General features: G+C 37.3%; 36 protein-coding genes. 11 read left to right on the forward strand and 25 right to left on the reverse strand.

Annotation, left to right across the window (positions count from 1 at the left end; translation table 11 throughout):
• Window positions 1–4: 4 nt before the first annotated feature.
• The 16 genes from EVU92_RS21065 to EVU92_RS21130 all read right to left on the reverse strand — a co-directional run bounded on the left by EVU92_RS21065 (window position 5) and on the right by EVU92_RS21130 (window position 8,838).
• Window positions 5–2,677, reverse strand: coding sequence for a PD-(D/E)XK nuclease family protein (locus EVU92_RS21065; protein ID WP_130053138.1), 2,673 nt, complete (start codon window positions 2,675–2,677; stop codon window positions 5–7).
• Between the two features lie 102 nt (window positions 2,678–2,779).
• Window positions 2,780–3,448 (reverse strand): hypothetical protein, encoded by a 669-nt coding sequence (locus tag EVU92_RS21070; protein ID WP_130053139.1) that lies wholly within the window; start codon window positions 3,446–3,448, stop codon window positions 2,780–2,782.
• Between the two features lie 288 nt (window positions 3,449–3,736).
• A complete protein-coding gene (locus tag EVU92_RS21865; protein ID WP_276319802.1) occupies window positions 3,737–3,862 on the reverse strand; it encodes a hypothetical protein in 126 nt (41 codons plus the stop codon).
• Window positions 3,849–4,712, reverse strand: a complete 864-nt coding sequence (locus EVU92_RS21075; protein WP_130053140.1) for a hypothetical protein — start codon at window positions 4,710–4,712, stop codon at window positions 3,849–3,851. The genes EVU92_RS21865 and EVU92_RS21075 overlap by 14 nt, the downstream gene beginning before the upstream one ends.
• 65 nt (window positions 4,713–4,777) lie before the next feature.
• Window positions 4,778–4,966 carry a hypothetical protein gene (locus tag EVU92_RS21080; protein WP_130053141.1) on the reverse strand — a complete coding sequence of 63 codons (189 nt, stop codon included), beginning with the start codon at window positions 4,964–4,966 and terminating at the stop codon, window positions 4,778–4,780.
• 14 nt (window positions 4,967–4,980) lie between these two features.
• Window positions 4,981–5,355, reverse strand: a complete 375-nt coding sequence (locus EVU92_RS21085; RefSeq protein WP_130053142.1) for a hypothetical protein — start codon at window positions 5,353–5,355, stop codon at window positions 4,981–4,983.
• A 507-nt stretch (window positions 5,356–5,862) separates the two neighbouring features.
• Window positions 5,863–6,186, reverse strand: coding sequence for a hypothetical protein (locus tag EVU92_RS21090; protein WP_130053143.1), 324 nt, complete (start codon window positions 6,184–6,186; stop codon window positions 5,863–5,865).
• 34 nt (window positions 6,187–6,220) lie between these two features.
• On the reverse strand, window positions 6,221–6,421 hold the full coding sequence (locus EVU92_RS21095) for a hypothetical protein (protein WP_130053144.1): 201 nt from the start codon (window positions 6,419–6,421) through the stop codon (window positions 6,221–6,223).
• A gap of 90 nt (window positions 6,422–6,511) precedes the next feature.
• Entirely contained in the window at window positions 6,512–6,943 is a 432-nt protein-coding gene (locus tag EVU92_RS21100) for a hypothetical protein (RefSeq protein ID WP_130053145.1), read from the reverse strand.
• A 27-nt stretch (window positions 6,944–6,970) separates the two neighbouring features.
• Window positions 6,971–7,387, reverse strand: a complete 417-nt coding sequence (locus tag EVU92_RS21105) for a hypothetical protein (protein WP_130053146.1) — start codon at window positions 7,385–7,387, stop codon at window positions 6,971–6,973.
• Window positions 7,388–7,408: 21 nt separating this feature from the next.
• Window positions 7,409–7,615: a hypothetical protein gene (locus EVU92_RS21110; protein ID WP_130053147.1), complete on the reverse strand. Its 207-nt coding sequence runs from the start codon at window positions 7,613–7,615 to the stop codon at window positions 7,409–7,411.
• 11 nt (window positions 7,616–7,626) lie between these two features.
• The gene (locus tag EVU92_RS21115; RefSeq protein ID WP_130053148.1) at window positions 7,627–7,842 is read right to left on the reverse strand and encodes a hypothetical protein; all 216 of its coding nucleotides are present in this window, start codon (window positions 7,840–7,842) and stop codon (window positions 7,627–7,629) included.
• A 21-nt stretch (window positions 7,843–7,863) separates the two neighbouring features.
• Window positions 7,864–8,034 carry a hypothetical protein gene (locus EVU92_RS21670; protein WP_168990057.1) on the reverse strand — a complete coding sequence of 57 codons (171 nt, stop codon included), beginning with the start codon at window positions 8,032–8,034 and terminating at the stop codon, window positions 7,864–7,866.
• Between the two features lie 14 nt (window positions 8,035–8,048).
• A complete protein-coding gene (locus tag EVU92_RS21120; RefSeq protein WP_168990058.1) occupies window positions 8,049–8,393 on the reverse strand; it encodes a hypothetical protein in 345 nt (114 codons plus the stop codon).
• Window positions 8,365–8,562: a hypothetical protein gene (locus EVU92_RS21125; protein ID WP_130053150.1), complete on the reverse strand. Its 198-nt coding sequence runs from the start codon at window positions 8,560–8,562 to the stop codon at window positions 8,365–8,367. The genes EVU92_RS21120 and EVU92_RS21125 overlap by 29 nt, the downstream gene beginning before the upstream one ends.
• A 90-nt stretch (window positions 8,563–8,652) precedes the next feature.
• A complete protein-coding gene (locus EVU92_RS21130) occupies window positions 8,653–8,838 on the reverse strand; it encodes a hypothetical protein (protein WP_130053151.1) in 186 nt (61 codons plus the stop codon).
• A 786-nt stretch (window positions 8,839–9,624) separates the two neighbouring features.
• Between EVU92_RS21130 and EVU92_RS21135 the strand changes: the two genes are divergently transcribed.
• The 3 genes from EVU92_RS21135 (at window position 9,625) to EVU92_RS21145 (ending at window position 12,259) form a co-directional block, all read left to right on the forward strand.
• Window positions 9,625–10,023 (forward strand): hypothetical protein, encoded by a 399-nt coding sequence (locus tag EVU92_RS21135; protein ID WP_130053152.1) that lies wholly within the window; start codon window positions 9,625–9,627, stop codon window positions 10,021–10,023.
• Between the two features lie 11 nt (window positions 10,024–10,034).
• Entirely contained in the window at window positions 10,035–10,931 is an 897-nt protein-coding gene (locus EVU92_RS21140) for a DNA replication terminus site-binding protein (RefSeq protein WP_130053153.1), read from the forward strand.
• A 116-nt stretch (window positions 10,932–11,047) separates the two neighbouring features.
• Window positions 11,048–12,259, forward strand: coding sequence for a DNA cytosine methyltransferase (locus EVU92_RS21145; protein ID WP_130053154.1), 1,212 nt, complete (start codon window positions 11,048–11,050; stop codon window positions 12,257–12,259).
• A 107-nt stretch (window positions 12,260–12,366) separates the two neighbouring features.
• Here EVU92_RS21145 and EVU92_RS21150 read toward each other — a convergent pair whose 3' ends face one another.
• From EVU92_RS21150 to EVU92_RS21170, 6 genes are all read right to left on the reverse strand, one after another.
• Entirely contained in the window at window positions 12,367–12,765 is a 399-nt protein-coding gene (locus EVU92_RS21150) for a hypothetical protein (RefSeq protein ID WP_130053155.1), read from the reverse strand.
• A gap of 4 nt (window positions 12,766–12,769) precedes the next feature.
• On the reverse strand, window positions 12,770–12,979 hold the full coding sequence (locus tag EVU92_RS21155; RefSeq protein WP_130053156.1) for a hypothetical protein: 210 nt from the start codon (window positions 12,977–12,979) through the stop codon (window positions 12,770–12,772).
• A gap of 315 nt (window positions 12,980–13,294) precedes the next feature.
• On the reverse strand, window positions 13,295–13,576 hold the full coding sequence (locus EVU92_RS21160) for a hypothetical protein (protein ID WP_130053157.1): 282 nt from the start codon (window positions 13,574–13,576) through the stop codon (window positions 13,295–13,297).
• 14 nt (window positions 13,577–13,590) lie between these two features.
• On the reverse strand, window positions 13,591–13,764 hold the full coding sequence (locus EVU92_RS21675) for a hypothetical protein (RefSeq protein WP_168990059.1): 174 nt from the start codon (window positions 13,762–13,764) through the stop codon (window positions 13,591–13,593).
• 156 nt (window positions 13,765–13,920) lie between these two features.
• Window positions 13,921–14,139 carry a hypothetical protein gene (locus EVU92_RS21165; RefSeq protein WP_130053158.1) on the reverse strand — a complete coding sequence of 73 codons (219 nt, stop codon included), beginning with the start codon at window positions 14,137–14,139 and terminating at the stop codon, window positions 13,921–13,923.
• A gap of 14 nt (window positions 14,140–14,153) precedes the next feature.
• Window positions 14,154–14,366, reverse strand: a complete 213-nt coding sequence (locus EVU92_RS21170) for a hypothetical protein (protein ID WP_130053159.1) — start codon at window positions 14,364–14,366, stop codon at window positions 14,154–14,156.
• Between the two features lie 755 nt (window positions 14,367–15,121).
• Here EVU92_RS21170 and EVU92_RS21175 point away from each other — a divergent pair.
• The 3 genes from EVU92_RS21175 to EVU92_RS21185 all read left to right on the forward strand — a co-directional run bounded on the left by EVU92_RS21175 (window position 15,122) and on the right by EVU92_RS21185 (window position 19,491).
• Window positions 15,122–16,762, forward strand: a complete 1,641-nt coding sequence (locus tag EVU92_RS21175; protein ID WP_130053160.1) for a replication initiation protein — start codon at window positions 15,122–15,124, stop codon at window positions 16,760–16,762.
• 104 nt (window positions 16,763–16,866) lie between these two features.
• Window positions 16,867–18,678 carry an ATP-dependent helicase gene (locus EVU92_RS21180; protein ID WP_130053161.1) on the forward strand — a complete coding sequence of 604 codons (1,812 nt, stop codon included), beginning with the start codon at window positions 16,867–16,869 and terminating at the stop codon, window positions 18,676–18,678.
• A 42-nt stretch (window positions 18,679–18,720) separates the two neighbouring features.
• Window positions 18,721–19,491 (forward strand): hypothetical protein, encoded by a 771-nt coding sequence (locus EVU92_RS21185; RefSeq protein ID WP_130053162.1) that lies wholly within the window; start codon window positions 18,721–18,723, stop codon window positions 19,489–19,491.
• 62 nt (window positions 19,492–19,553) lie between these two features.
• Here EVU92_RS21185 and EVU92_RS21190 read toward each other — a convergent pair whose 3' ends face one another.
• Window positions 19,554–19,805 (reverse strand): hypothetical protein, encoded by a 252-nt coding sequence (locus tag EVU92_RS21190; RefSeq protein ID WP_130053163.1) that lies wholly within the window; start codon window positions 19,803–19,805, stop codon window positions 19,554–19,556.
• 248 nt (window positions 19,806–20,053) lie between these two features.
• Between EVU92_RS21190 and EVU92_RS21195 the strand changes: the two genes are divergently transcribed.
• Window positions 20,054–20,563, forward strand: coding sequence for a SprT-like domain-containing protein (locus EVU92_RS21195; RefSeq protein WP_168990060.1), 510 nt, complete (start codon window positions 20,054–20,056; stop codon window positions 20,561–20,563).
• A 72-nt stretch (window positions 20,564–20,635) separates the two neighbouring features.
• Here the strand turns inward: EVU92_RS21195 and EVU92_RS21200 are convergent, their stop codons facing one another.
• Window positions 20,636–21,583 (reverse strand): hypothetical protein, encoded by a 948-nt coding sequence (locus EVU92_RS21200; RefSeq protein ID WP_130053165.1) that lies wholly within the window; start codon window positions 21,581–21,583, stop codon window positions 20,636–20,638.
• A gap of 3 nt (window positions 21,584–21,586) precedes the next feature.
• The gene (locus EVU92_RS21205) at window positions 21,587–22,804 is read right to left on the reverse strand and encodes an AAA family ATPase (protein WP_130053166.1); all 1,218 of its coding nucleotides are present in this window, start codon (window positions 22,802–22,804) and stop codon (window positions 21,587–21,589) included.
• A 367-nt stretch (window positions 22,805–23,171) separates the two neighbouring features.
• Between EVU92_RS21205 and EVU92_RS21210 the strand changes: the two genes are divergently transcribed.
• The 4 genes from EVU92_RS21210 (at window position 23,172) to EVU92_RS21225 (ending at window position 24,706) form a co-directional block, all read left to right on the forward strand.
• Window positions 23,172–23,567 (forward strand): hypothetical protein, encoded by a 396-nt coding sequence (locus tag EVU92_RS21210; RefSeq protein WP_130053167.1) that lies wholly within the window; start codon window positions 23,172–23,174, stop codon window positions 23,565–23,567.
• 149 nt (window positions 23,568–23,716) lie between these two features.
• Window positions 23,717–24,073, forward strand: a complete 357-nt coding sequence (locus EVU92_RS21215) for a hypothetical protein (protein WP_130053168.1) — start codon at window positions 23,717–23,719, stop codon at window positions 24,071–24,073.
• Between the two features lie 49 nt (window positions 24,074–24,122).
• Window positions 24,123–24,383 (forward strand): hypothetical protein, encoded by a 261-nt coding sequence (locus EVU92_RS21220; protein WP_130053169.1) that lies wholly within the window; start codon window positions 24,123–24,125, stop codon window positions 24,381–24,383.
• Window positions 24,380–24,706: a hypothetical protein gene (locus tag EVU92_RS21225; protein WP_130053170.1), complete on the forward strand. Its 327-nt coding sequence runs from the start codon at window positions 24,380–24,382 to the stop codon at window positions 24,704–24,706. The genes EVU92_RS21220 and EVU92_RS21225 overlap by 4 nt, the downstream gene beginning before the upstream one ends.
• The last annotated feature ends 100 nt before the right edge of the window (window positions 24,707–24,806 follow it).

The raw sequence follows: 24,806 nt of genomic DNA on the forward strand, positions 1-24,806 counted from the left end.
TTGATTATGCTACTGAATGCTCACACAAACTGCGCTTAACACAGTAGGCACATGCTTTAGTGCTCGGCGTAAATGATATATAGCCTTGTGCATATTGTTTTACACGCTCCGCTAGCGTTTCTCGCCACCAGCCTTTCAGTTCTTCCCATTCCTTCGGCGCGTGGGCTCTGTGTTTGCCAATAGGTTTAAACATTTCTAATGATTCATCGTCCGTCAACCCACTAATGTTTGATGAATGAGGAATAACATTTAAGTAACCTACGCCGTTGGCACCTTCACTAAGTACTGCTAGAGGTAACTGCGATTTATCAATATTTTTACTCAATGCGCTTGTGCATGATTCTTCGCTACTTTTGTAATCTAGCGCAAGCGTTTTGTTAATATTTGCTGAATTAACCACACTGTCGAGCCTGTCTTTGCGTATTTTTATTCTAAAGTCACCTAGAATCACGTAATCAGACTTTTCCATCGCTAAAACATTGAATTTGTCTCTCGCTTTTTCAATTTCAATCCATTGTGTGAGTGTGGAGACCATTTGCATACGTTCTTGCTCTATTAGCTCCTGACTTATGTCGTCACGATCTAACCAAAAAAAGGCAATATCGACTGCTCGCTCAATCATGCTTTTCACATCAACCGGCTCCATCGAATGTAATTGGTCGCTATGTGTAGGCGCACCACGCTTTTTAGCCAGTTCAATGATTTCACTCCACATCGCTTCTAGTGCGTTGTGTATCATTTCCCCTCTTTCACCACCATACAACCCCATAGTAAAGTTAGGCTTATGTTCACCAACTTTTAGTCTATTCTTGGTAACTGCTTGCATAGGGCAAAGACTCATTAGATCCAATACTGCAACCCCGCCTGGTATCATGTTGTTGTTTGTTGATAATGGTCCAATATCATTATTAACACTATGTGTGCTGAAGCGCTGAAAGCTTGCTTCCTTATAACAAATCAAATCATGGTCAATAATTGAATCAGCATCGATGTCGGTATCTGCTGCTGTTAGAATGAAGGCTGGCTCTTTGGTACCATATTCATCCTCAGCGGTGTAGCTTGTATATAATTCATCGCAGGATGTCCTGTATCGTTTGAATAGTTTGCTAGTAAATTCATGCTCGCGTTCACCGCTACTATGCGGTGTTTTGCTCTCAATTTGTATTGATTGGGGTAAGCAAGCGTTCGGCTCTGCTTTGGCGGGAAAGACGTTGTTATTGCAATCTAAAACCCAAATGTAATCAAAATCTAAGCCTGCGGCTTCTAGTGTGCCCAATACATTTACAGGTGAGCCCTTTGATTTTGGTGTAACAAGTGTGTTTGATGTGTATTGATTAATTAAACGTAGCGCCAGTTCTTTTGTTATGGCCCCCGTATGAGCATCTAGTCCAGTCAGCTTATCGAGAACTCCGCTCCACTTTTTTACTCCAAGCAGCTCTAATTCATTCAACTCAATGTTTTTTGCCCAGCCAATGACTGATAGCAAGTCATTGAATGCCAAGGCCCATTTGCTAGGTAACATAGAGCTCGCGTTTAATGTTTCGCTCAAGTTCGCAAAATCATTCAGTGACTTTGAGAGTAAAGGCGGGCAAGAGGATTTCATTGCGAGCGATTTTATTGCTGTTTTTATGCCACGATTGTCGCGCATTTTTTTAGCAAAACGCCGTCTTCCCATCTTCTCTTTATTAGCAAAAGCAAATGGGTCATTAATGATGTTTAAAACCTCTTCAGATTTCACGATATTCCCTAGAGACAAGTAATAAAGCGCTCTATTGAATAATGGGATTTGACTTAATGATTCACCAAGCGATACATCATATGGCGCTGTGTAGTTCCCACTTTCAGGTAATATCCACTGTGGCTCAAACACATCATTTAGACTTTTAAGAATGTCTTCTTTTTGCGATTTTAGATCTGGAGACACAATCGCAATAGATTTGCCATTTTCATTTTCAATTATTTTAGAGGCCCACTTTGCAGCCGTTTTGAATTGATCTTCACTGTTAAGTGTTTCTACTCGATACCATTTGGCTTGGCTTCTTAATGGTTTTAGCTCACTTAAATTGGTGTGTTTAGCAATTGCATCAAACAAATCCTGGTAAAGAGGCGGGATTTCATCAAATGCAAAGGTAAAAATATTTTTAGGCAATGACAGCTCATCATTTTTAAGTGCTGAGATAATTAGCTCTATTGTCATTGCTTCCGTTACAAAACCATTTGAAAGTAGTTCTTGCTGAACTTGTTTTCGCCACATTTTAAACTTGTGGCCCAGTGCTGTATCTGGTGTGTAATCTACCAGTTTCCAACGTGCAGAGATTTTATCTGCAGCCATAGCTTCGCGTAACCATTCTGCAGGGTTGATTAGGTTCTCACTTTGTCCTTTGCTGTACATTGCTCTTATCCAGTAACTTGCTAGTGCAGACTCAGAGATAAGTGCAAGTTTTGAAAACGGAGGAACGTTATTTCTACGTAATGTTTTGAAGGTGTCAGCCAGCCATGTTTTTAGCGGTAAAATTGTTGGTGTAAGACATGCTGATTTGCTTGTTTCATTGAGAATAAAGTTAACAGTGTGGCTTGTTAGATTGGCTGCAATACGGTTGTTTGGTGTAATTGTTAATGAATTTTCACTTGCTAATTTAACAAGGGTGCTTGTATTTATATTCTGAATTTTGCTCATCGTAGTATGGTCTCTTAAATCTCATACTTAGAAGATAAGCACTGTGTAATTTAATTCAGAAAAAGAGCACCCTATTGATTATATGGTGGTTTTCTAAATAGCTTAAATCAATTTAGGGGCTTGAGCCTCTTTAGTCATTTTACAAAAATCTCTGAAAAATATGCCGCACCAAAAGCTAAAAAATAACACGTTCGCGATACTTGCATATTTAATCGTATTATTCAGTTCGTGAATTTCGGTTGACGTTATTTTCTGGCCTTCCTCTAGAAGAATAAAGTCAATAAAGATATTGTTTTGAAGTATCAAAAGCACCGCAATCATTAGCACTATAGGAAATACAAATTTCCCAAAAAATAGCGTGCTAGATACAGTAGAATCGTAGATCTTATTCAATAAACCCTCTAGGCCTTTGCTTACCTCTGTTTGAGAGTTATTTTGACCCTCACCATTGTCAGCGGTACCCAATATTCTCATTATTGAATTTAGTGCTTTATTAATTAGGTTTTCCCCTTGCTGTGTGTTTTTCGCAAAAACTAATAGAATCAACGTTGTCAGAACCATACCAAGCGAAGTCAGGCTTTCTTTTATGTAATATATCTCTGCTGCAGCAGACGCAGTGACTATATGGTCATTTAAAGGCAATATTGGCATCACATTTAATGTTATGGCTTTGCCAAGCCATGGAAGCATAAATGCCAATATTGTAAATCCACTTATTGCAGCCAAATCGCGATAGGTTTTACTTATGTAATCTTTGCAATTTTTGTTCATGTTTTTACCTTCCAGTTTGAAGTATAAAGTTTTAATTCAGTTTGACAGTTCTTGGTTTACTAGCAAATCAATGAAGGATAATCGTAAATACAGAAAATTAAAGACTCAATAAAAATGTGAATATTTAGTGATTTAGGCTCTCTCGAATTCAAGTCTAAAGTGCACCACTTGCTAACTTAGGCTGCTTTATTAGCTCTGGTATGGTGCGATTAGGGGAAGCGGCTAAACGTAAAAAGAATCTAGTACCAGATTTATAAATCTTACTACTAACAACTATAACCACACGGCCTAAGAACGCCTGCTTTTTTCAATGCTGTGTTGATGGTGCAGCTGTTTAAAAAAATTCTTTGCCCCACTTGGTACATAGTCATAGGCCTGATTCCAAAGACCTAAATTGGTTTTATCTTTGCTCATTTGCTCTCTTAAATCTGTCTGAGAAAACACTCTTTGGAAGACGCCCTGAAAGCGTTTTTCCCTGGTAAACAATTTCGTCTTCCAAAAAGCCCTCTTCCACATTTCTCACAATGACAAAAAGCCCCTGGCTATCAACAAAATTATCGCCACAATTCACTTGCCTGGATTTAAAGCCGGTCGGCATGGTAACTGCTTCGATGAAAGAATACCCTGAACGCACTCGTTTCAACGCAGTACCTAACTGGATTTGGTTTTTACTGCACCATTCCCTGAAAGTAAGTGTTACCCCGCTGATGGTGATCGGTTTCTCTACCTTGGGGATTAAGTCCTTATCTCGCATTCCCTCTAGTGTAAGGCCTTGTTCGTGATACCGGATGACAGTCTTATAGCTAACCCCTAGCTCTCTGGCTACCTCGCTCGCGTACAGCCTCTCTCCAGACGAGGAACTGACCCAAACCAAGTCGGCTCTATCTCGCTGCCTGGAGCGGGTGGCCGCAATGATTTTTTCATAGCGCTTCGGGATCGGCTTGTTCTTGTTCAATTCAATGCCGTTGCCGGTACAGTAGGTTTTCAGCGTCTTGGCATCCATACCAAGTGCTTTGGCTGTTTCTACCGTTCCAAGTCCATCTAGAACCATATTCCGGATCACATCATCAAGCGAACAGTCATAAGTTGTTTCTATGCGAAGCTTGTGCAGGGCAATTCCCCTTGGGTGGGTGTAACCGGCAGACTTTAACGCAGCTTTGAGCCCCGTGTAGCTCAACGTATGAAATTCAGCTATTTGCTTGAGTGTATAGCCTAATGTAGCACCGTCCTTAGCCAACTCTACTAGGTTAATCTTCACATCCACTTTTTCCTGTAACTTTATATACCAGCGTCTAAATTTGAGAGCAAGTTAAGCATTCCAATACCCTGTTACGTGTTCAAAACAACGCGATGCATTGCTTTGCCTGTATCATTAGTGCAATCTTCATCATTGACTACAGTAACGCTATTTACATTTTCTGAATCGCCAGTATCGTAGTCATGCAAAGCGAAACCAACTTGTGCATTCTGAGGCATCTTCTTTAACTCTTTAATCAACTCTTTTACTGTCAGTGACATATGAATTCCAATATTTAAAGTTTATCAGCCGTGTACTGAGTTGAATAAGTATCATTAGGCAATTCAAGAAACACATACCTACGTTCTTTAAAATCACTAATACCTATTTTTTTAGAAGTGGATTTTGCAGTCTCCAAGCCATTCTGTATGTGTGAAGCAATTCTCTTAATGTCAGAGCCTTGCCTTTCATCAGGATAAATACGATATTTATGTGGTTTAACGTTTTCAGTTGTAATTGAAACTTCAACATATTTCTCAAAAAGAGTCACTGAAAATTCTTTTACAGATTTTTTTGCCATATTAAATTTTTCCTTATCTTCAATTAATTGTTTTTGCCCAAGAACGCTATTAACAAAAGCCCAGGCTCCAATATTTCCAATCTTTTTCACTTACATGAACCATTCATCGAAGCTGCTATATACCGACACATTTTCGATAACTACATCACCGTAGCCACCATCGGGTGAACCAGTGGCATAAGCGGCTACTTCTAGGGCAATTTCCCAAGACGGAAATACACCTATATGCCTACCATCTATTTCATTTACACAGAAATGCCCTTCATCAGTATCGGTTTTATCCCAAACTTCGTTACTGTAACCATACTCTTTAAATTTAGTTCTGAAACAACTCTGGAAAACTAGTGATCACATGGCCTGCGATGCTTTTCCAGAATAGTCGCAATTTGTTGGTGAAAGTGCCGTCAAACTGGTTGGAGTCGGAAAACTTTCCAGATACAGCTAACGCGCTCTCGCTTGTTTAATCATTAAAAAACAGCTTCGATAAAGCGTTTAAGCCGCTTTTTAATGATTGCCCTATGTTTCTCCAGAATCACCGAATTTACAGTTTCGGGTTTCCAGAGAAAAATTTACATAGTATTCCTTATTTCCAATACATTACTTACTAAATGGGGGTTGTTTAATTCTGGCAAGCTTATGCGGATATTTATCAGCCGCCGCTTTTGAGATTAAAGCCCCTTCATACTCGCCAATAGATACACCTATTGCGTTTGCAAATGCTTGCCTAGATATTATGGCCGTCTGCCAATCATCAGCTAAAACACCATCATGATAATGATGAATAGGGAAACCCTCATTAATATCTTCACCATCGATCGCAATAGCTCTAATGTGCTTATCTTCTGTCTGGACTACAGCCGTTGCCGCAGCCCAAAATGTGAATTTGGGATCATTAACTAAAATATCTATTAATTTCGCCATAACAAATTACTCTGTAAATTCCAATACCGATAAATTACAAAATAGTTGATGCGTTTGTTTGACCAAACGGAGTCACATTTTCAGGATTCCATAATCTTTTAATTTCGGTTTCCGATGCTTTTCGAATTTCTAAAATACCAGGCATTGTTGAAAAGCGCTCAATCATCAAATCATCATCCCCTTTTGGATCAAGAATGACTTTTTCTGCATCTTCTGTTTTTATATAAATCGCCATATTTGTATACCTGTTATTAATCAATCTCTACGCTTAGCGTTGTGTAATAGTTATTATTCCAACTAAACGTTATTGAGCTTGTTAAGCTCATTACCAATTGCGATCTAACTCTCTGAAGTCTTCTGGCAAGGTCTTGAACTTACCTTCCATACCGCCATAATCGTTTGACGAATTGCTTACTTCTCTTAAATGGGCAATGGCATTATTTACAGCCCATCCCCATTGTGAAGCACGTTTTAACTCTTCTTCAGGTAATTTAGAAAGCCGTTCTTCAAGCTTTGTTAAAGCATCCATGAATGAGTTGCCAGTTACAAAAGGCAACCAGTCAACAGACTCTAAATATTCGGTAGCTGGTATCATATCTAAATCACCAGCATCAGTTGCGCTTTCTACTTCTTCAAGATCATATGAATTTGGTGATAAGCAAACCCATACACCTTTGGAATAACGGTCATCCCATGAGCGAAGCCCAAACCCTTCATTGCTTATTAACTTGTCAATTCGTTCCATATCATTACTCATAACCGTTCTCCTGCTTTTCCAATTTTACTAAGGTTTGAAACGTGGTTCTTCGATTTCAGGGAGCCGATGAAAATTTATCTCAATATCAAAATCCACACACGCAGCTTCTGCAAATTCATCCGACATATCTTGCCATTCTTCTTGCCAATCTCTGTATGTAAAACCAGCGTCTGAATCATGCCATTTATCAGTTCTGTCCGAAATATAAGCATCCATTTCTTGAGCTTTATCCGAAGAAAAGGCTTTAAGTTGATCTGCAATACTCTCGTATTGCTCTTTCATTTGAGAAAATAGTTTGTCGTTTTCTAAATTAAACTTACTAATCAAAGCCTGAACATCTTTATCTAACGAATTAATTAGCTCATCATGCTGAGACTTTATTGAAAGCATATCCCCAAATAATTGTTTAAATTTTGCTTCATCTGCCTTGCTAAGTTTGCGCATGTGCTGATCGCCTTTTTCCAACTATTTAAAAACTTCAATTTCTTCGATAATTGTAGTTACTTTAATAACTCTCATTGGTTTCTCAGCTAAAACCCTTTGCTCTTTAACAAGCTTTACAACTTCATCTTGTGAGAAAACTTCGCAAGGGTACTCTGTAGAGGTTTCCCATTCGAAATTTCTCTTTTTATGACTGTATTGTTCATGATAAGAAACGCTTTTCTGAGACATGCAAAGACCTGTCATTTTCCATTAGATACCTTACTTTTCGCATATGCAGCTACTAAACCTGCACATGCAAAGAAAATCGCTACTAAAAATGATAAGCCACCTGCTTTGATAAAGCCAGAAGCTGCTTCTTCATACTGCCCCATTGAGTGTCCAACAAGCCCCATCATAAAAAGGATGAAGCCTAAAACACTAAACAGCTGAGCAACTCCTGTAATAGCTTGAGCCATGATATTCTCCTCGTATTCCAATTAAAGTTTTTTAGTTTCAAACTCTATCAATAAGTCAGATACACTAGAGCAAGAATCAAAGTCTAAATCACCAGAATCATCGCTCTTAAAAAGTATCTCGATTTTTCCTTTATCTAGCTCACAGCTAATCCAATCAAATATTTCAGCTTTTTTCTTTTGCGTCAGCTTCATGACTGTTATTCCAATTATGTTGATAAATATGCGTGATGAAATTTTGAAACCTCAACAGCTTCTTTCCAGTTTCTAGCCCAAACAATTTTTGTAATACCTGTTTGAATTTGAATGGCATCCAGAGAAAAGTTTGATTCAACCCATTCAATAGCTGCTTTTTTAGTTTTGAAATCAGACATTATATTTACATCGTTTGAAGCAGCATTGAACTCGAATGGTTTGTAACCATCTTTAAGATCACCTTTTCTAGTAACAGCCCATTTACCACTAACTTTTGTAAACTTAATATCTGACAACATACCTAATATTCCTATATTCCAATGGTTATTTTTAGTTTTCAAAACCACAAAAGGCTTCAAGCTCCTGCCTGAAATGGTGCTTTACTTCATCTTGTTCATCACTTCCAAACTGAGCAAAACCTTCGTCCATTCCCATACATAAGTTATGATTGATACAATATTCAACCATAACTTTTAACGTTTCTTTCGCTTCATCAGAAAGCTGATCGTATGTAGTGCTTTTACCCATTACAAAGCCCCTCGCTGATATTCCAATTGCTTACCTTACAACTAGTATCGGTTAAATATATTTAACCGTCAAGCGCTGTATTAAATATATTTAACTATTTATAACGTGTGGTAAACCATGCAACATGTCGATGTAGGCTTGCGCCTTTTTGTGGCCTTGCTCCACCTCTACTGCCATTTGATGAATTCGTGTTTTACTACACCCCCAGCGCTCAGCCAGTGACATAGGAGTCCAACCACGTTTTTCGTATTCAGCCTTAAACTCCGTTCTTTTCAAATCAAATACTCACTAAAAAACCGCTCTTAATTGGTTAAATATACTTTATTGCTTGTTATTGTAAAGGGGGAGGGTTACACCAAATTCCAACATGGTTGAATTTTTGTGCTTAAAAATGAGAACCCCTTACTAGCAGGGGTGATATTGGAATAGTACCCCTATAAAGATCCAGGTCAGGAAATAAAGCTATGTTACATACATAGATCTTTTCTTAATAACAAAAAACTTTTTTCATTCTTGCTAATTCTTCATAAGAATGTGGTGGCACTTTTACTGCGGTGCATTCTCATAAGTGCTAGATTGTATGTCCGGTCATAGATTTTGGTTAATTATGAAACAGATTTTAAATCAAAATGAGTACAATTTGTGTACTTTAGATACGTGCCTGTTGCTCGAAACGAATGCGCAATTCGTGAGTAACGAAGAACCTTTTGTTATGAATGGAGGGGATGTGCTTAATGTCGGTGATAAATTCACACGCCTAGATAAAAATGGGAGCGCTGGCAATCCCCCTCTTCACATAGCCGATGGGTGGTATCAGCAGTACAATGGTTTCATTGATGTTCTCGGTTATAGCTCTCTTCAACCGGTAGGCAGCGTTTCACGATTGCTTTTGTTTAGTGCATACAATATCGCCTCTGGAGCATGTGCGTTAGAAAAAAGAGCGAGTAAATTCACTTTTCAATCGATTTGCTATATTAAAATTCGCAACTCTTTGTTTTACTACAACTCTTGTAATAGCAGTAGAGTTATTTCGTGTAACTCAATCGAAAGGTATTTTGAAAAGTGTTAGTTAATAAATCTAAATCGCAGCAACAACCTATTTCAGACATGTACAACACTGTTAAGTTTATTGAAAATAAATTACTAAATAAAGTGGTCTGGTTCGTATTCGATAATAAGTGTGAGCGTAAAGGTTATTGTCAGGTTGGTTTCAAATTAAATGTCAGTGTTCAGGGAGCAATGAAAGATGTGCATTACGTCGACTTCGTGAAAGATTTAAGTTACATGATTGAAATACTGACTGAAGCACTTCAAATTAGTGAGAAAAACAATCTGGATGACAAAACAACTACCTATCAACGTGGAATAGATGCGATATCAAATTGGGAGTTCAACAACAAAGCACGATTTGACACTCCTAATCTTCTCACGCCACTTGGCTTTAGTGCTCTAAAAGATTAAGGAAGGCTAGTATGGATTTATCTTTGAGGTTGGAATTAGACTGTTTATACAGCAACATTGAGTCAAGCATCGCATTACTTACCGCCGCTCTAATGAAAGACGGTGTGGTTGATAATTACTGTGTGTATAAAGTGGAAAAAAAGCGTGGCGCGAGAGTTGTTGAACAAATGACATCTCTGCCTCCTGCCTGTAAAGTATTTTCTGATTTTGAATGTTTAGCACCGGATAATAGTAAAGAGACATCTATTTACCCTGGTTACTTTGCGTTAAATCAAGAAGGGCCTGTAGATGAAATTAGCGCTATTGTTTCATTGATAAATGATAATAAACGTTCTCTGAAATCATTTTTGGATAAGCACAATAAGCCAAAAGAGGTGCACTTGAGTTCAGGACCACAAGTCAAACTCAATCCGTTAATGTTTGAAGCACATCCGATGAAAAACCCGAACCAGATTTTTAGAGAATTAAAAATGTTTAATAGCAAAGCGCGTATGCTGCATATGAAATGGACGAGAAAGCAACGCTATGACAAACATTCAATCGATTCAGCTCTTCGTATAATTGCTTATAACTTTGATAAGCCTCCGGTACTGAAATACAGCACTAGCCAGTGGCAGATGATATTAACCGAACTTAAAGCACATTTAGAATGCCTACCTGTATCCACGGAAATTAAACGCATCAAACCTGCACCATCCATTCCACAAGTCGGGGTTAAGTTTGAAGGTTCTGCTTCATGGAGTAAATTTCACGGCTCTTTACCATTGATTTTCACAACTGACGGTTCTTTAAATGTAACAGCTGGCTTATCGGATTTGATGAATGAAATGGTTATCGATAATGAAAAATTACTTGAGCTTGGTTGGGTTCCTTTGAATGAGGATCTGGGGTTTTATCTAAGAACCTGAAATTGATTCAGATTATCTTCTCAAAGTCGTCCATTTGTAACATGTGAAAGTTACTAATTGGGATGGGCTCTTAAAGATTATGTATCTTGGTTACATAATTCTTCGGAGTACTATCAATGAATAAATTAGATTTATATACAGGATTGGGCGGTTTTGTTGTTGCGGGTGATCGTGTAGGTATAAACACAATCTTCACATCTGAAATAGATACCTTCAATTGCAAGTTAATAGATCAGAAACTTGAGCTCGAAAACGCTGGCGATGTTAAAAATGTCTGCGTACCAGAGCAAAGCCATCCATACAACGCCCTGATAGAACGTGAGGACTTTGTGCCCGCTGAGAAATATGGCTTTAGCTCGTTATGTATTGAAGATTTTTACGAGGGTGTTATGGAGTACCCTGACATCATCACGGGGGGCTTTCCCTGTCAAAATGTCTCACAAGCCAATTTAACTGGTTCTAACGCTGGTATTGAAGGTGAGTCATCTTCGTTAGTTGAAGAGCAACTAAGAATAGTTTCAGCCCTTGAACCTAAATACTGTGTATTTGAGAATGCGAAAAACCTTGTCAATAGAGGTTTAGATAGGATTTTAGAGAAACTAGAAAATTTAGGTTATGAAGCACAGTGGGGGACTGTGTCTGCCACTGCTTTTGGCTATCCACATTATAGACACCGCACTTTTCTTGTCGCTTACTTACCATCAACTAAAGTAGGTATGCTAGGTATTGATATATTCAATTCAATGAAGCAGTACACTGTAAATCCTGGTGAGTTCAAACTTCCCCTCCCCCATGAAGATGAATTATGGGTCAAAGACTTTGCAACCGTTAAGTTACCACGTTCAATTAAATACAGAACTAAGCGTATCAACTCTCTCGGTAATGCAATCATCCCTGATATTGCAGAAGCTATTTTTAACGTCTTACTTGATGCAGAAAGTGAGACTATATCAAAGTTGGAAATTATAGCGCTCGATGATGCTTACAAAAAAACTGAAATTTCGAACCTTAGCAACAGTAAAAACAAGTACGGCTTTCTAAAAATGGCGGATGCGGGTTGCTTGAAAGGTAGTTATCTTTATGAATCTAAGTGTAGAGACACGTTACTTAATCCAACCAACAGTCAGTATGCGGGGTTGTATTCCACCTTAATAGCTAAAGATGGTAATAATAATTTTACCTGTAAAAGCCGTTTAACAAGACCTGGTAAACTAGGTGGGTTAGTAGGTTCTATTATGTCCCTTGGCGTAGATGAAGGTGGCCTCAATCCGAATTTCTGTGAATGGATGATGGGCTATGATCTGGATTATACTCTTCTTCCTTTGTAGTGAGATCCATTTTTCAACTATGATTTAGTAAAATATTTTTTTTGAGGGCCTAAGTATGAGTAAAAATCGTGCCTACTCGTTTTTCTGGTTTAGTGACTTCTTCAAGATCACTCGTTTTCAATGTAATCTGCTTCCCCTTCGGGTCCTGGTTCCTGCTTATCAATGAAGTTAAGTAATTTTGTTTTACTAATATCGAGTGGATAGGTATCTTGAGATTTTGTATTTCTATAGACAGGCGCCATTTCAATAGGCGAATGCGCCTTTATAGCATAACTAAAGAACTCCAAAGACTCAGAACGAGAAAATTCTCCGTTTTGCATACTTTTACTTGCTAAACCCAACAAGTGAGCGTCATCATACCGTTCAAGTTGCAATAATATTGATTCATAGTTATGCCCATTCACTTCTATATAATCATCTGAAAATTCCCCATATAAAACCATAGATGCGGTAAGGAATAAGCTGCATATTGCTATTGCTTTTAGAGATGAGTTGTTTACTGACACTTTATTAGTCCAATTTCCAGATAGGAGTGAATTTAGGGGCGCTTTTAGCATCTACTTTTGAAATTGTTTGTATTGTGCCATCGTCAAATCGATATTTAACACCAACCGACTCAGACATCCTCTTAATTGGATGATCATTTTCTGTTACATGGTAAGCTTCAACAATTTTATTGGTGATGTTTTTTGCAATAAAACTCTTTATATTGGGAGTCATTTATTTAATCCTTCACTCATTGCTTGGGTTCTAAACTAAACTGCGTTGATGTGTTAATACGCTCAGCTTACTTATTTTTAATTCTATGACGAGATGCTATAAGTAATAAAGTTGCTACAAACCATATTACTAAAGTAATTATGGTACCTGTTGAATTGTTAACAGCTTTAAAATACTCGGCCATTAAAACCGTAACTAAAAACAACGCAAAAAAGGTAACCGCAAATGCTCTAGTACTCTTTACTATCAATTTAAAATATCTGTGTTTAATCATAAGGATTCCCCACCTAGCTATTCTTCACTCAATGCTGCTTGCTAAAAACGAATGTATTTTTTACTAGTTTGCATTGACTCACAGGTGTGTTTAGCTTCGTGTTGTTGTTCTATATTAAGCTTATCTAGGTTCTCTGTAATTACTCTGATGTAGAAATCAGCATAAGCAATCACTTCGTTTTCCTTTTTCTTATTTGTACGGTCTTTGCTGTAGGTTTCAGCAGCACCATTATACTTTGTCAAAACGGCATGCTTAAATGTTACATAGTCCCCTTCATCTACAAATGACTTTTCAGCATCTATAAGATCACCTGTTATAAACATATTTTAATCCCTTGTTAGTTATTCCAATCGATTTTCTTGCCAACAATTGCTTCTGCGAGCTCTCTATTGCGCATTCGCTCAGGGCTAATTATCTGCTTATTGCGGAAGTGATTTGAAATTAACTTAACTAGAACAAGGAAGCCACCCAACAAAAATAAAACCGCTAATGTCAAAAAGTATGCCTTCATGTTATCTCCTTTTATCTTGCTTATTTCTTGTTGAAAAATTGATACAATAAAATCCCTAATAAATTTTCGAGTAGAACATACATCATCGAGCACTATAATTTATCATAATGACAATCGTTAAATCCGATCACAATCATTATTTGCTTAAATAATAATTTAATTTGTTAACTCACTCTGTATGGCTAATATTAAATCCTCAGCCTTCAGGCCTCGGCCATGGAGAATGCCTGTGAGTTGTAACAAGTCATTTTCAACATTATCGTTTTTGATTGCATCAATTAAGCTTTTTGCAGCCATTGGAGCAATCTGTTTTTGCGTATCCTGTAATACTTCTACAATCTCTGTCAATTGTTCAATGTTTGGTTTTGTGTTCATTATTCTTACTCCTATTAACCTATTTTGTGTTTGACTTGATTTGCTACTAATTCAGCTGTTTTAGGGTTAGTAGCCAGTCTTAGCTGGTAAATATAGCGACGGACGGTACTTCTTCGTTGCTCTTTTATTAATTTCATTCTCGCTGGAGATGCCACCGATACATTACGGATTTTGAAGTTTGCTGAAATCGCCTTTTTTTGATGTTCAATGAATCGCTCTAATGTCATAACATGATGCCTTTAGTGTTTGAAAAACTAAGGTAGCAACTTTGCATATCTCTTCAATAAAAGACCCTGACAGTAGCACTCCTTGTTCACTTAGAATTTGGCAACTGAGGGCCGCATCAATTACTTTAATAAGACAAGTAACTTTCAAACATCAATATCAATAAACCTTCAAAAACTTTTTAAAGGTGTGTGGATTCCCACTATTTTTTCAAAATTACAGTTTTTAAAGATTTTAAAAAGTAATCAATTTGAGAAGCAAAAAAAATAGATTTTAAGAGAATTTAAGTTATTTTTGTGGGAAACGACACACCTTTGAATAAATAAAGAGCAAAAGGAGTGGGAATTGACACACTTTTGAGTGGGAGTTCACTCACTTTAAGGTTTTCTGTGGATAACTTTTTCCAAAAGTGTGTCGTTTTCCAGTGAAAGGTGTGTGAATTCCCACTAAAAAACATGGTTTAAGAGTGGGAATTCACACACCTTTTGGATTTTGACACACCTTAAACCATGATTTTTGGCTATTTTAGTGGAAATCGACACACCTTAAACCTATAAAATTGAATTTTTTCTTTTGGTAAACAGCATCTAAAGTGCGATCTTAAGATCTTAAAGAGATCTAAGATCTAAGATCTTATTTCTTAAAGGTCTATTTTTTCAGGTTTTTCTTTAATTTTAAAATATTCACTTTTTAGTTGATCAACTAATTTCTATGTGTAGGATCAAGTGATATTTTTATTTAAGAAAGCAGATAAGTTTTGGGTTTTAATAAGAAAGATCACGATTTGTTACAAGACAGTTTGGCTGAACCGTCAGCAGATTCGTTTATGGCACCTCGTGAAATATTATCAATGCACCAAAAAACTTCACTATCAGCTTTCAAAATTTGGGCTTGCTTAATCACAGATGTAAACATTAAAGATTGTGGTGAGGCAGATCAGATGATCTCTTTAAATAAAATTTGGCAAACTTTAGATACTCGCATTTCATTCAATCGCTTAGAAACGTTCATCATTGAGCTTCAATCTACGATAATTAAATGTAGTGAATATCTTCCACAAGTTCAGCAATTCAAAAAAAAGTCCTTTCAACTTCTTGGCCCATCTGAAATTACGGTTGATAAAAGAAACAATGTAGTAAGTTTAAAATATAGATTTGTTAAAGAATTGCTCGATATTCTCAAAGATACAAAAACAAAAGAGCGCTTTCTAATAGAGCTGAAAATTTTTACATCATTGAAAGGTCGTGGGGGCGAGCAAGCGAAGAATTTGATTTTGTTATGTACACCCTATGTCAGTGTTGGGCAAACTAATTTCATCGAGATAAATGAACTTAAAAAATTCATGAATTTGGAAAAGTATTACTTAGATGAAAATGGTGAAACAATATTCAAATCTTTCAATAGAGATGCATTGATAGCCGCAAAGAAACTAATTAATGAAAACCCATACGTTGGTTTTGAAATTGACGCCATTTTGCATAAGCGCCAAGGTCGTAAAGTAACACATGTACAGTTTGTTATTTCTAGTAAACACGCTTTAAAACAAACATCACACACTTTAACATCTTCTGATAATTCTCCGTTAGACCCTGACGAATTAAATTCAATGCTTATTAATTTCTGGCTTGATGTAACAAAAGGTGAATCACCTAGATACCCAAATGCTGTTCTGGCCAACGTGCTTAGAAATTTCAGAATGGTTGAAAGCTATATATCAGAAATAATAACTAACTTAACAATTAAGCACGGTGCTGGAACAAACCTAACCTATCAAATTTTTTCAATAGCAACAGCTGTTAACCAACTTTGGTTAGATGGCGCTTTAAACAAAACTAACAGTAAAATTTACAACTACGCCTATAAAATTTACTCGAACCCAAGCGTAGAAAAGATTAAAGCGTTATGCGATAAATTCCTGATAAGTCACGAAATAGTGACAACTGAAAATACAAACAATAAAGCTGAACTTGAAAAAGTCATTGCTTCTAAAAAGAAAAAAGCAAAGATCCTTCTTAAAGCTCTAAAGAAATATAACAAAGACTTTAGAGCGAGCGCCTTATCCTCTATATCTGAAGACCAAATAAACGCCTTTGAGGAAGAGTTTAAAAAGTTAGCTAAAGGTAAGCGGTTTGGTGCTTGGCCTAAAAAAGCAATTGAAAGCTTACAAGAATCAGAACTCACAATGCCTTTAAGTTCTACATTAACAAGTAGAACTCTTGAATTATATTTATCTTGGATTTCTGATAGGTGTGTTGAAGAAAAGCTTATTAGCGCTAAATCTGTTATAGAATTTTTAGAGTTAAATGAATCAATGAAACGCCATATGGCTTTTTTGGATTTCTCTTCATCGATGTCTATATCCGAGCTAGAGGCTCGACTTCTTTCGCTATTAGAATAATACCCCTTTTAACCTAACTCCATTATTTTCGTAAATATTCACTTTTTTACGGTTTAATTTTGAACAGGTTGTAATATTCAAGAAAAAATTACGCCTGAGCATACATGTTACTACCAAAACAAAAAGCCGTTTCACAAATTAAATCTAACCATAGCGGTGTTTGTGCATTACCTGGCAGCGGAAAAACGTATGTAAACACCGAGCTGTGTTTAAACTTACTTAATGACAACGTAAACTGCTCCATTTTGAATATTACGTTCACGCGAACAGCAGCAGCTGAGATGAATAAGCGGCTATCGCAGAAGTTAACTGAAAGCCAGATGAAACGGGTAAAAGTTTCTACGATTGACTCTGCAATGGTGGCTATGGCAAAAGCTTACTTCAAGTATATACAAGCGCCCTACAAACTACTTATTGGGGGGAGTTACTTCTTTGTTGTACTGCGCATTGTGAACGAGATTAATGATTTCACAGTCGAAGAAGTCATGGAAATTTTAGATTATTATTTATCGTTTCCGAAGTTAATTCAGTTCGAAAATGAAAGTCATAAAGCTGTATTAGATTTATACAGAAAAATTATTTCAAACACCCACCCTCAGTCTTTCGATTTAAAATCATTGGCAAAGCTATTAATTTCTAAAATGGAAGAAGGACAAATACGACCTTATGCATACGACTACATCATTATTGACGAATACCAAGACACCGGCCAATTACAATATCAATGGCTCAAATTACATGGAGTAATCGGGACTTCTAAAATCATTGGTATTGGAGATGATGATCAGAGCCTCTACAGGTTCACTGGTAGCTTAGGGTATGACAATTTTTTAAACTTAAAAAAAGATTTTAATGCTGATGAATACACTCTTGATACATGTTTTCGCTGTGCACCTAAAATATTAAAGTATGCTGAATCGATCATAACCAAAAATAAGCACCGCGTTCACAAGGAGTTTAATGCTTTTGATGCAGCAAAGGCTGGTGTTATCAATATTTACGAGCAAAATGGCATTATAGAGTCAGTTACAGCAAAGTTAGCTTCTGGCGCTAAAAACACGGCGATTCTTTGCCGGACAAATCAGCAAGCGAATGATATTGAAGTTGCGTTTGGTAATGAAGGTATTGCATATCAAAGATTAAATGCAAAAGGTGGACTTTTATCTGACTACAATGTTTTAGCGTATGCAAAACTGTTGATAAGTGTCATTTTAGATAAAGATGTGACAAATTTAATCGACGTATTTGCATGGCAGGGCGAAAGTGAAAAAAACCTCGTTTTTCTTGAGCGGTATTTTTCTCAACGTAAACTTTTCAAACCATCTCAACTCGATATTTCTGAGCTTAACAAACAAGGTTTGTCTACATCAACCAATACAATTTTAAATAATATGCAAACCTGGCGAAAGAATGCAGATGACGAAAATGTGTTTAAAACACAAAAAGCAATCATCACAGCAATTGAGTATAGAATGACAAAATTCGCTTCTAAGCGCGTTCGCTCATTTTCTGACTTTGTTACCAAGAGACTGTCAGGAAGAACATTTAAAAACCGTGTAGAAGCATTAGATAAAATCCACCAGCAAATCAAAAATGACACTGCAGAAATAAATAGAGAAGTGATCACAATAGCAACCATGCACGCATCAAAAGGCCTTGAATGGGATTCTGTGTGGATTATTGATGTAACACATGAAAACATCCCGCTCATAGAGAAAGAATCCATTATACACGCCAAGAATGATTCTATGGCCCACTTAGAAGATGAAAGAAGGTTGTATTATGTTGCTGTTACAAGAGCAGAAAGAGAACTTAACCTTACTTTTGAAAACGAGATGAGCCAATTTATAACTGACTCTGATTTAAGCTTGGTCCAATTCTATGACATTAATGGAACCAGAGTCCCTATTCCGTAAGATAAGAACTGTAATATTTTTTGCTAAATATTCACCTTTTAGATGAATGTTTACTTTGCATCAATTATAAACGGTCAAAACGATTTAAGAAAAAGGGCTAAAGTGAGAATACTCAATATATTAAGTTTTACATGCTGCACGCTACTTGTCGGTTGCTCACTTACTCAAAGTAAAACGCTTAATGTTGGTGGACAAGATTATCTTGTCAATAAAGACGGTTCAATCACTGTATCTAAAGAGCAAGTTCAATACTTGAAAGGCCAAAGTGATATAACAGTGATAGATACTGTTATGCCTGCAGGTGGCGTAGCAGTAACTGAGCAAGAGCTGCAGCTATTATCCAAGGATAAGCAGCTTTTAACTGAGACTATTGATGGAAAAGTGGCAGGCACCGAGATATTCACTTTTTTGGTGAAACAAGGTTCTTTAAAAGAAAACCTCAGCAGGCTTACAGCTAAGTATTCGACGGAAAATGAGCCCTTAATGCTCGATTACGGTGATGTTGATTATTACGTTAAGGAGAGCAGTATTATCAGAGCTTATTCAGTGGATGAGCTGGTTGGTGAAGTTATTAGTAGCTTCCCTGCTTTCGCACAGATTGATGGGGTTACATTTTTCGTTAAGAAAGGATCATTAAAAGCAAATTTAAATCGTTTGAGTGAACAATACTCAACCCCGTCTGAACCATTAGAAATTGATTACAACGGTGGAGATTTGCATGTAGCCAAATCTGAGTTGATAGTTGCAGGTTCACTGGAAGAGTTAGTGTCTCTTATCTTAGCGCCCTACCCCGTTTTTTCAGCGATTGAATAACAACCCTTCAACACAATTTCCCAACTATAAGGTGACAATATAAAATTATATTGTCACCTTTTTTAATGCATAACCTTCAAATGTTCATTTTCTGCTACATTAAATAGCATGTTCGCTCCCTTCCAATGCGGGTGCTCTTGTTCAAGTTTTTCAAATGAAGAGTAGTGCAGAGCTTTGTACTTACCTAATCTAATGTTTTTTATTGTCTTTTTACCAAATGATAGTTGCCAATTATTAATTCCTAAATAGGTTAAACTGGTAATAACACCATGTAAGTTGATTTCTAGTTTTGTTGGCGTGATTTGCTCTATCATCGGTTTTTACATCTCATATATATTTAACAAAAAAAGATATTTCTCATAAATTATTTTCTTTTTTTAAATTTCAAAAAACAACATTTAAATTAATTTTTGTTAAATTAAATTGGTTGTGGTTCCGTCCCCTCCCCTGCTATATCTGATGCACTTTCACTGCAGCCCTATCTATACGGAGTATCTTAAACACATTCATTAAGCTCGGTGGTTTGGCCCAAGCTTAACATTCAATGTTTAAGAGAAATATCATGATCACAAAAGAGAAAATAAACGCTCTTCTAAATGAAGAAATTATCGCTGCTAAGAAGTTATTTTCAGGGCCGTGGGCTCATGAGCCTTTGCTGACTGCAAACATGTTCCAACATAAGCGATATTTAGGGTTGGCAAATTCATCAGGTGAGATATCAATAAACTCTTTATTTTTAAACACATCAGCAATCGAGCTGCTTTCAAATACGCTGAGGCATGAGATATGTCATTTAATCGTTGGTGTTCAACAAAATCATAATTCCAAATTTAAGCGCGTAGCTTCAATTCTGGGAGTTAAAGATAATGATGAGTTTAAAGAGTTAACATTAATTACATCGCAGATTAAGTACAAATATTCAGTGGTCGCACATATGGCTGGTGGCAAAAAAGTTGAACTTGGTGGTGTTCATAGGAAAACAAAAAAATACACAGAATACGACCCTAAAGGTCGAAGGAAAATGAGGATTGACGGTGTATTAATTGAGAGATTTGAGTTTCTAAATAATTAAAAAATGGCCTTTCGGCCATTTTTTAATTTGTTGCAATGTTATGTTTAATTGAATGTAGATATCGATTGCTAGTTACGATGATAACAACTTAACTAAATCGGAACCTTTATTATTCAACACGCTTTCATCAATCGTTAGCACCAATTGCCCTTTGTTATTCATCTTCGCTTTGACTCCATCTTGTTGCTTGATTGACTCATACTCTTTAGGTAAAGCAGGCGCGGTTTTAGGTGCTGTGACTTTTGCTAAAATAAGCGATTTCATAGCGCTTGATGCTTTTACATACACTGATTCATCTAATACATCGTTATCATCGTATTGCTTCAGTTCAGACTCAGTTAGAAATTGCTTGAAGCCATCTAGCTCCGCAATGCTCTTATCAAACTGATTTGGATCTTCATTGCGTATATTTACTAGATTTAAAACAAAACGAAGGTCTATAAATTTCAGAGCTGGAAATAAATCGAATATAGACTCTCCAAGAGACAATATTTTTTTTGCGTTTTCAGCCGTTCCTTTTGAGCAATCTAGCTCAGCAGCGATAGAGCGGATAGATTGCTCATCAAGATTGAGTTCTTTAATTTTAAACGCTAAATCAAACGTTGTAGGCTTGCTGTATTTGTCTGACGACTGCGATAGCGCTTTAATGTCTTCTTCATCCATACTGGGTGTTAAAAGCATATAAAGCGTACCATCATCTAACAGGCTCACAGCATGAGTACGGCGAGTTCCCTCGATGACATTAAAAGCATGCTTTGAACCGTATGCTTTAATAGGATGTTGGTTCCTTTTGTCCCTTTTAATCTCTGGATAAATGTCGGACACACTCGCAAGGCTCAAGTGGCGAGTACTACGCCCATTATATTCAGATACTTTGCTACAAGCTTTTATGTCTTTACTTGGTATCGTAACCATCTTAAATGTGTAGTTTTTACCTGTCACAGGCCCTGTGATGACAACACCTTCGTCTTCAATTAATAAGTCATCGTCTGCAGATGGTCTAATTACTTTACGTACCATGGCTTATTGTTCCTCTATAATACTTTCTGCATATTCAAAAAATGATACGGCTAAGTCATTTACCGCTTGTTTCGCTTTTACAAGTGTTTCTGCCCCACCAGCATAGTTTCGTGGCTGCATAGTAACAACTGTGTCGTATGTCTCACCGCAGCGGCTAAATACGTCTGATTTAGGTAGGCTTTTGTCGAGCATAGCTGGTAAAACGGCTTTAATGTGTTTTCTAGCGTCCTTGTTATCGCGCTTGTTCTGCTGAAACTTAGTCATGAAACCTGCGTGAGCTAGTGTTCGGATGTTACCACCGCTTTTTTTAATCATCTTGTCGAGAGATGGCAATCTGTTTAAAAACTTTAACGTCGAGTCTAAATCCACTGGATCAGGAGGTGTTGGTGTTAACCAGATATCTGCTGCTGACAGTGAGTTTAAAAGAAATGGATCTATATGCGGTCCTGTATCAACAAATATGAAATCAAAGTCTTTCTTTATTTTGCTAATAACGCGGTCGTATAAGGCTGTAAAAATTTGATTGTCAGGAATTTCAGCCTGTTTACAGCATGCGGCCCATTCTGCAGCAATAAACGCATCTTCCATGGATGCAGGCATGAGTTTAACGCCTGGCACTGTGGTGTCGAAAACAAATTCATCAAGAATTTCTTCTCTGGTTAATTGGTTCATCATTGCTTGTGCCGTTGTTGTGTCTACACGCTCTAAAGCAAGCTTATGATTCATAAACATGGTGGCAGAACCTTGCGGATCTAAATCAATTACCAGTATACGGAGATCATAAGGTACTAGGTCGGGAGCTGTTCTGAGGCCTTGAGCAAGAGATACACCACTGACTGTTTTTGATGCCCCCCCTTTGAGGTTTGCTAGAAATGTCACTACAGCATCATAGCCTCTGTCTCGAAACTTCTCTGCATTGCGATACTCGTAAATTTTAATTACGTCTTCAATTGATAGCGCGTAACTAGCTAAAGCATTATCTTTTGATACTTTACCTCTGCGTTGGAATGAATAACCATCAGCTTCCATTGCAGCAACTGTGTTATCTACAACAGCTCTTGTCAGGTCAGGAAAAACTTTGTGCACACTTGCTTTTGTATAGCGTTGGTCAAAGCCACCAACCCCCGCAATAAACTTTTCTTCTTCTACGCCGGTTGATAGCTGATTAAGCTTCGCTTTCGCTAGCCTTGCTGTTTTGATTAAATCCAGTTCAGAACCCATAATATTCCTATTATTATTAAGTGTTAAAGAAGCAAGCTACCGCTTGGTGTATGTGTAGCTTTTTCACTGAAAGTTAAATTATCTACATGCATGAGAATATATTCCACTTCTGTTAATTTGTAAAGGCGATAATAAGCTGTTTTCGCTCAGAATTTGCATGTCCAACGTTGGACACTTGAATTGCATCCTATAAATTCAGTCTTATATAACCTCAAACATATGTGTCCAACGTTGGACAGTGAGATTTAGGAATCGTGTATTCCCTTCAGGCTCAAGTTCAATGGATTACTGTAGTAGCGACTTATACTGTTAAAAGCCTAGTAAAAAATATACTTATTCTACAGTTTAGTTAAGAGACATAGGTTGCATGATGATTAAAGGATTTAAAGGGCGCACGTTTTCAATGGGTGACAAAGTAAGAGTTTATCGTAATTTAAATAACGGTAAATGGTCTATCCTTGCCGTGAAAGGTGAGTATAAGAATAAGGTTGTTGGACACCTTGAAGAGCTATCCTTATCTGATGTTACATTTATTGTAAGTGCAGCAGGACAGGCTCGCGTGCGCCGTGAGGGGCGTAAAAATGTTCATGCTTATGCGCAAGGGGTGCTTTCATCAATAACAGCTGCTCCGTTTGGCGTGGATGTACCTATCGTAAGTTACGACCCGTATGGGAAAGATTTCTTTTTCAGGAAGGACGATGAAAATGTGAAGCTAGAAGCTTTGCAATCACTTAATTTCTCTCATGGGAAAGCCTATTTATAAGGTTTTCACTCTCACTTACACGTTATCACTTAGTAATTTAATTATTTCGAATAAGGAAAGGTGCTCGGCTCTTTCTCTGCACCGCCCTCCCCTCTTGCTACCTTAATGACATCAAAGATTAAAACACAACTACTGATGAGGAAAGTTTTATGGGTGCACGTAGAAAGCTAATTAAAGAGATACCTGTTTTTGGTAATCCTGACGTTAATGTAATTGAAGTGGAATTGTACTTCGCTAAAGGTGGTATTAATTACTTCAATTATGAGGTTGAGGCGAGAGGATACTATGTAAGCATATGCCCATACAAAGTATCACATGAAGGTAACTTTAAATCTAAATCATACAGCGCATTTACTGGTGTTAAGACTTTGCTTTTAGAAGCTTCACGGTTCGGGCAGAAAAAATTAGAAACACTAAAGGTGCCTGAAGATACTTTAAGCACACTACTCAACCAGGTGTTGGAGCGTAATGGTCTTAGTTTGGTAGATGATAAACAGGCTGCGTAAAAGAACAGTGCTAGTGAATTATGTTCGCTAGCACTCATAAGGAGGTAGCATGTTGAATGCCATCGTAATGCATTCCCCTATTACATTTACACAAAAGGTCAGAGGTAATGAGTTTACACTAAAGAGGCTCGAAAATGGCGAGTGGGAAATGACCGTAATGAATGCATCAGTAAAGGCGTATCGTAATGGGTTTGCTGTGCCTAAAGTTTTCCCCAGTCTGAAAGAAGTCGAAGCAAACTATAAATCATGGCGAGGGTTTAGCTTGATAGTCGATTCTCTTGCTGAATCATATAATGAGGGGGTGGCATGAATATAGATGTGGATTTCCCGTATGAATTAACAAAAGAGCAATGGGGCGCAGCTAGAGGTAATGCGCGTGAGCAAATGAGAGGTAACAACGTTCAAGTGCGCTGTACTAAATCAGCGCATAGCGGGATGATAAGTGCGGCCAAAATGTTGGATTGGTTGGATTTCGGTGTCCGTAAGGACTTGGAGGAGCAGCTTAAGCAAGTACAGTCAGGCCAAAAAGTTTTAACTGGATTTGCTAGAGCTCGGTTTATTTATCGATTGGAGCATCCTACCTCTTATCGCGATGTGATCAATAAAGCTAAGCGACTTGGTTTAATACAATAATTCACTTGTTTCTCTGGATAAAGCAAAGCTGGCTATGATTTTAGAATAGCCACCACCTTCCGGCTTTAGTGTTTTGATGTAAAACGCTAAAGCCAGCACC

This window comes from Pseudoalteromonas sp. MEBiC 03485 (assembly GCF_004195145.1).
GTDB classification, from domain to species: Bacteria; Pseudomonadota; Gammaproteobacteria; order Enterobacterales; family Alteromonadaceae; genus Pseudoalteromonas; species Pseudoalteromonas apostichopi.

What these genes read in the sequence shown, in the direction of transcription:
- EVU92_RS21065 (WP_130053138.1), bottom strand. Translation starts at nt 2,677, where the DNA reads ATGAGCAAAATTCAGAATATAAATACAAGCACCCTTGTTAAATTAGCA.
- EVU92_RS21070 (WP_130053139.1), bottom strand. Translation starts at nt 3,448, where the DNA reads ATGAACAAAAATTGCAAAGATTACATAAGTAAAACCTATCGCGATTTG.
- EVU92_RS21865 (WP_276319802.1), bottom strand. Translation starts at nt 3,862, where the DNA reads ATGAGCAAAGATAAAACCAATTTAGGTCTTTGGAATCAGGCCTATGAC.
- EVU92_RS21080 (WP_130053141.1), bottom strand. Translation starts at nt 4,966, where the DNA reads ATGTCACTGACAGTAAAAGAGTTGATTAAAGAGTTAAAGAAGATGCCT.
- EVU92_RS21090 (WP_130053143.1), bottom strand. Translation starts at nt 6,186, where the DNA reads ATGGCGAAATTAATAGATATTTTAGTTAATGATCCCAAATTCACATTT.
- EVU92_RS21095 (WP_130053144.1), bottom strand. Translation starts at nt 6,421, where the DNA reads ATGGCGATTTATATAAAAACAGAAGATGCAGAAAAAGTCATTCTTGAT.
- EVU92_RS21100 (WP_130053145.1), bottom strand. Translation starts at nt 6,943, where the DNA reads ATGAGTAATGATATGGAACGAATTGACAAGTTAATAAGCAATGAAGGG.
- EVU92_RS21105 (WP_130053146.1), bottom strand. Translation starts at nt 7,387, where the DNA reads ATGCGCAAACTTAGCAAGGCAGATGAAGCAAAATTTAAACAATTATTT.
- EVU92_RS21110 (WP_130053147.1), bottom strand. Translation starts at nt 7,615, where the DNA reads ATGTCTCAGAAAAGCGTTTCTTATCATGAACAATACAGTCATAAAAAG.
- EVU92_RS21115 (WP_130053148.1), bottom strand. Translation starts at nt 7,842, where the DNA reads ATGGCTCAAGCTATTACAGGAGTTGCTCAGCTGTTTAGTGTTTTAGGC.
- EVU92_RS21670 (WP_168990057.1), bottom strand. Translation starts at nt 8,034, where the DNA reads ATGAAGCTGACGCAAAAGAAAAAAGCTGAAATATTTGATTGGATTAGC.
- EVU92_RS21125 (WP_130053150.1), bottom strand. Translation starts at nt 8,562, where the DNA reads ATGGGTAAAAGCACTACATACGATCAGCTTTCTGATGAAGCGAAAGAA.
- EVU92_RS21140 (WP_130053153.1), top strand. Translation starts at nt 10,035, where the DNA reads ATGGATTTATCTTTGAGGTTGGAATTAGACTGTTTATACAGCAACATT.
- EVU92_RS21145 (WP_130053154.1), top strand. Translation starts at nt 11,048, where the DNA reads ATGAATAAATTAGATTTATATACAGGATTGGGCGGTTTTGTTGTTGCG.
- EVU92_RS21155 (WP_130053156.1), bottom strand. Translation starts at nt 12,979, where the DNA reads ATGACTCCCAATATAAAGAGTTTTATTGCAAAAAACATCACCAATAAA.
- EVU92_RS21160 (WP_130053157.1), bottom strand. Translation starts at nt 13,576, where the DNA reads ATGTTTATAACAGGTGATCTTATAGATGCTGAAAAGTCATTTGTAGAT.
- EVU92_RS21675 (WP_168990059.1), bottom strand. Translation starts at nt 13,764, where the DNA reads ATGAAGGCATACTTTTTGACATTAGCGGTTTTATTTTTGTTGGGTGGC.
- EVU92_RS21165 (WP_130053158.1), bottom strand. Translation starts at nt 14,139, where the DNA reads ATGAACACAAAACCAAACATTGAACAATTGACAGAGATTGTAGAAGTA.
- EVU92_RS21170 (WP_130053159.1), bottom strand. Translation starts at nt 14,366, where the DNA reads ATGACATTAGAGCGATTCATTGAACATCAAAAAAAGGCGATTTCAGCA.
- EVU92_RS21180 (WP_130053161.1), top strand. Translation starts at nt 16,867, where the DNA reads ATGTTACTACCAAAACAAAAAGCCGTTTCACAAATTAAATCTAACCAT.
- EVU92_RS21185 (WP_130053162.1), top strand. Translation starts at nt 18,721, where the DNA reads ATGAATGTTTACTTTGCATCAATTATAAACGGTCAAAACGATTTAAGA.
- EVU92_RS21190 (WP_130053163.1), bottom strand. Translation starts at nt 19,805, where the DNA reads ATGATAGAGCAAATCACGCCAACAAAACTAGAAATCAACTTACATGGT.
- EVU92_RS21195 (WP_168990060.1), top strand. Translation starts at nt 20,054, where the DNA reads ATGATCACAAAAGAGAAAATAAACGCTCTTCTAAATGAAGAAATTATC.
- EVU92_RS21200 (WP_130053165.1), bottom strand. Translation starts at nt 21,583, where the DNA reads ATGGTACGTAAAGTAATTAGACCATCTGCAGACGATGACTTATTAATT.
- EVU92_RS21205 (WP_130053166.1), bottom strand. Translation starts at nt 22,804, where the DNA reads ATGGGTTCTGAACTGGATTTAATCAAAACAGCAAGGCTAGCGAAAGCG.
- EVU92_RS21210 (WP_130053167.1), top strand. Translation starts at nt 23,172, where the DNA reads ATGATGATTAAAGGATTTAAAGGGCGCACGTTTTCAATGGGTGACAAA.
- EVU92_RS21215 (WP_130053168.1), top strand. Translation starts at nt 23,717, where the DNA reads ATGGGTGCACGTAGAAAGCTAATTAAAGAGATACCTGTTTTTGGTAAT.
- EVU92_RS21220 (WP_130053169.1), top strand. Translation starts at nt 24,123, where the DNA reads ATGTTGAATGCCATCGTAATGCATTCCCCTATTACATTTACACAAAAG.
- EVU92_RS21225 (WP_130053170.1), top strand. Translation starts at nt 24,380, where the DNA reads ATGAATATAGATGTGGATTTCCCGTATGAATTAACAAAAGAGCAATGG.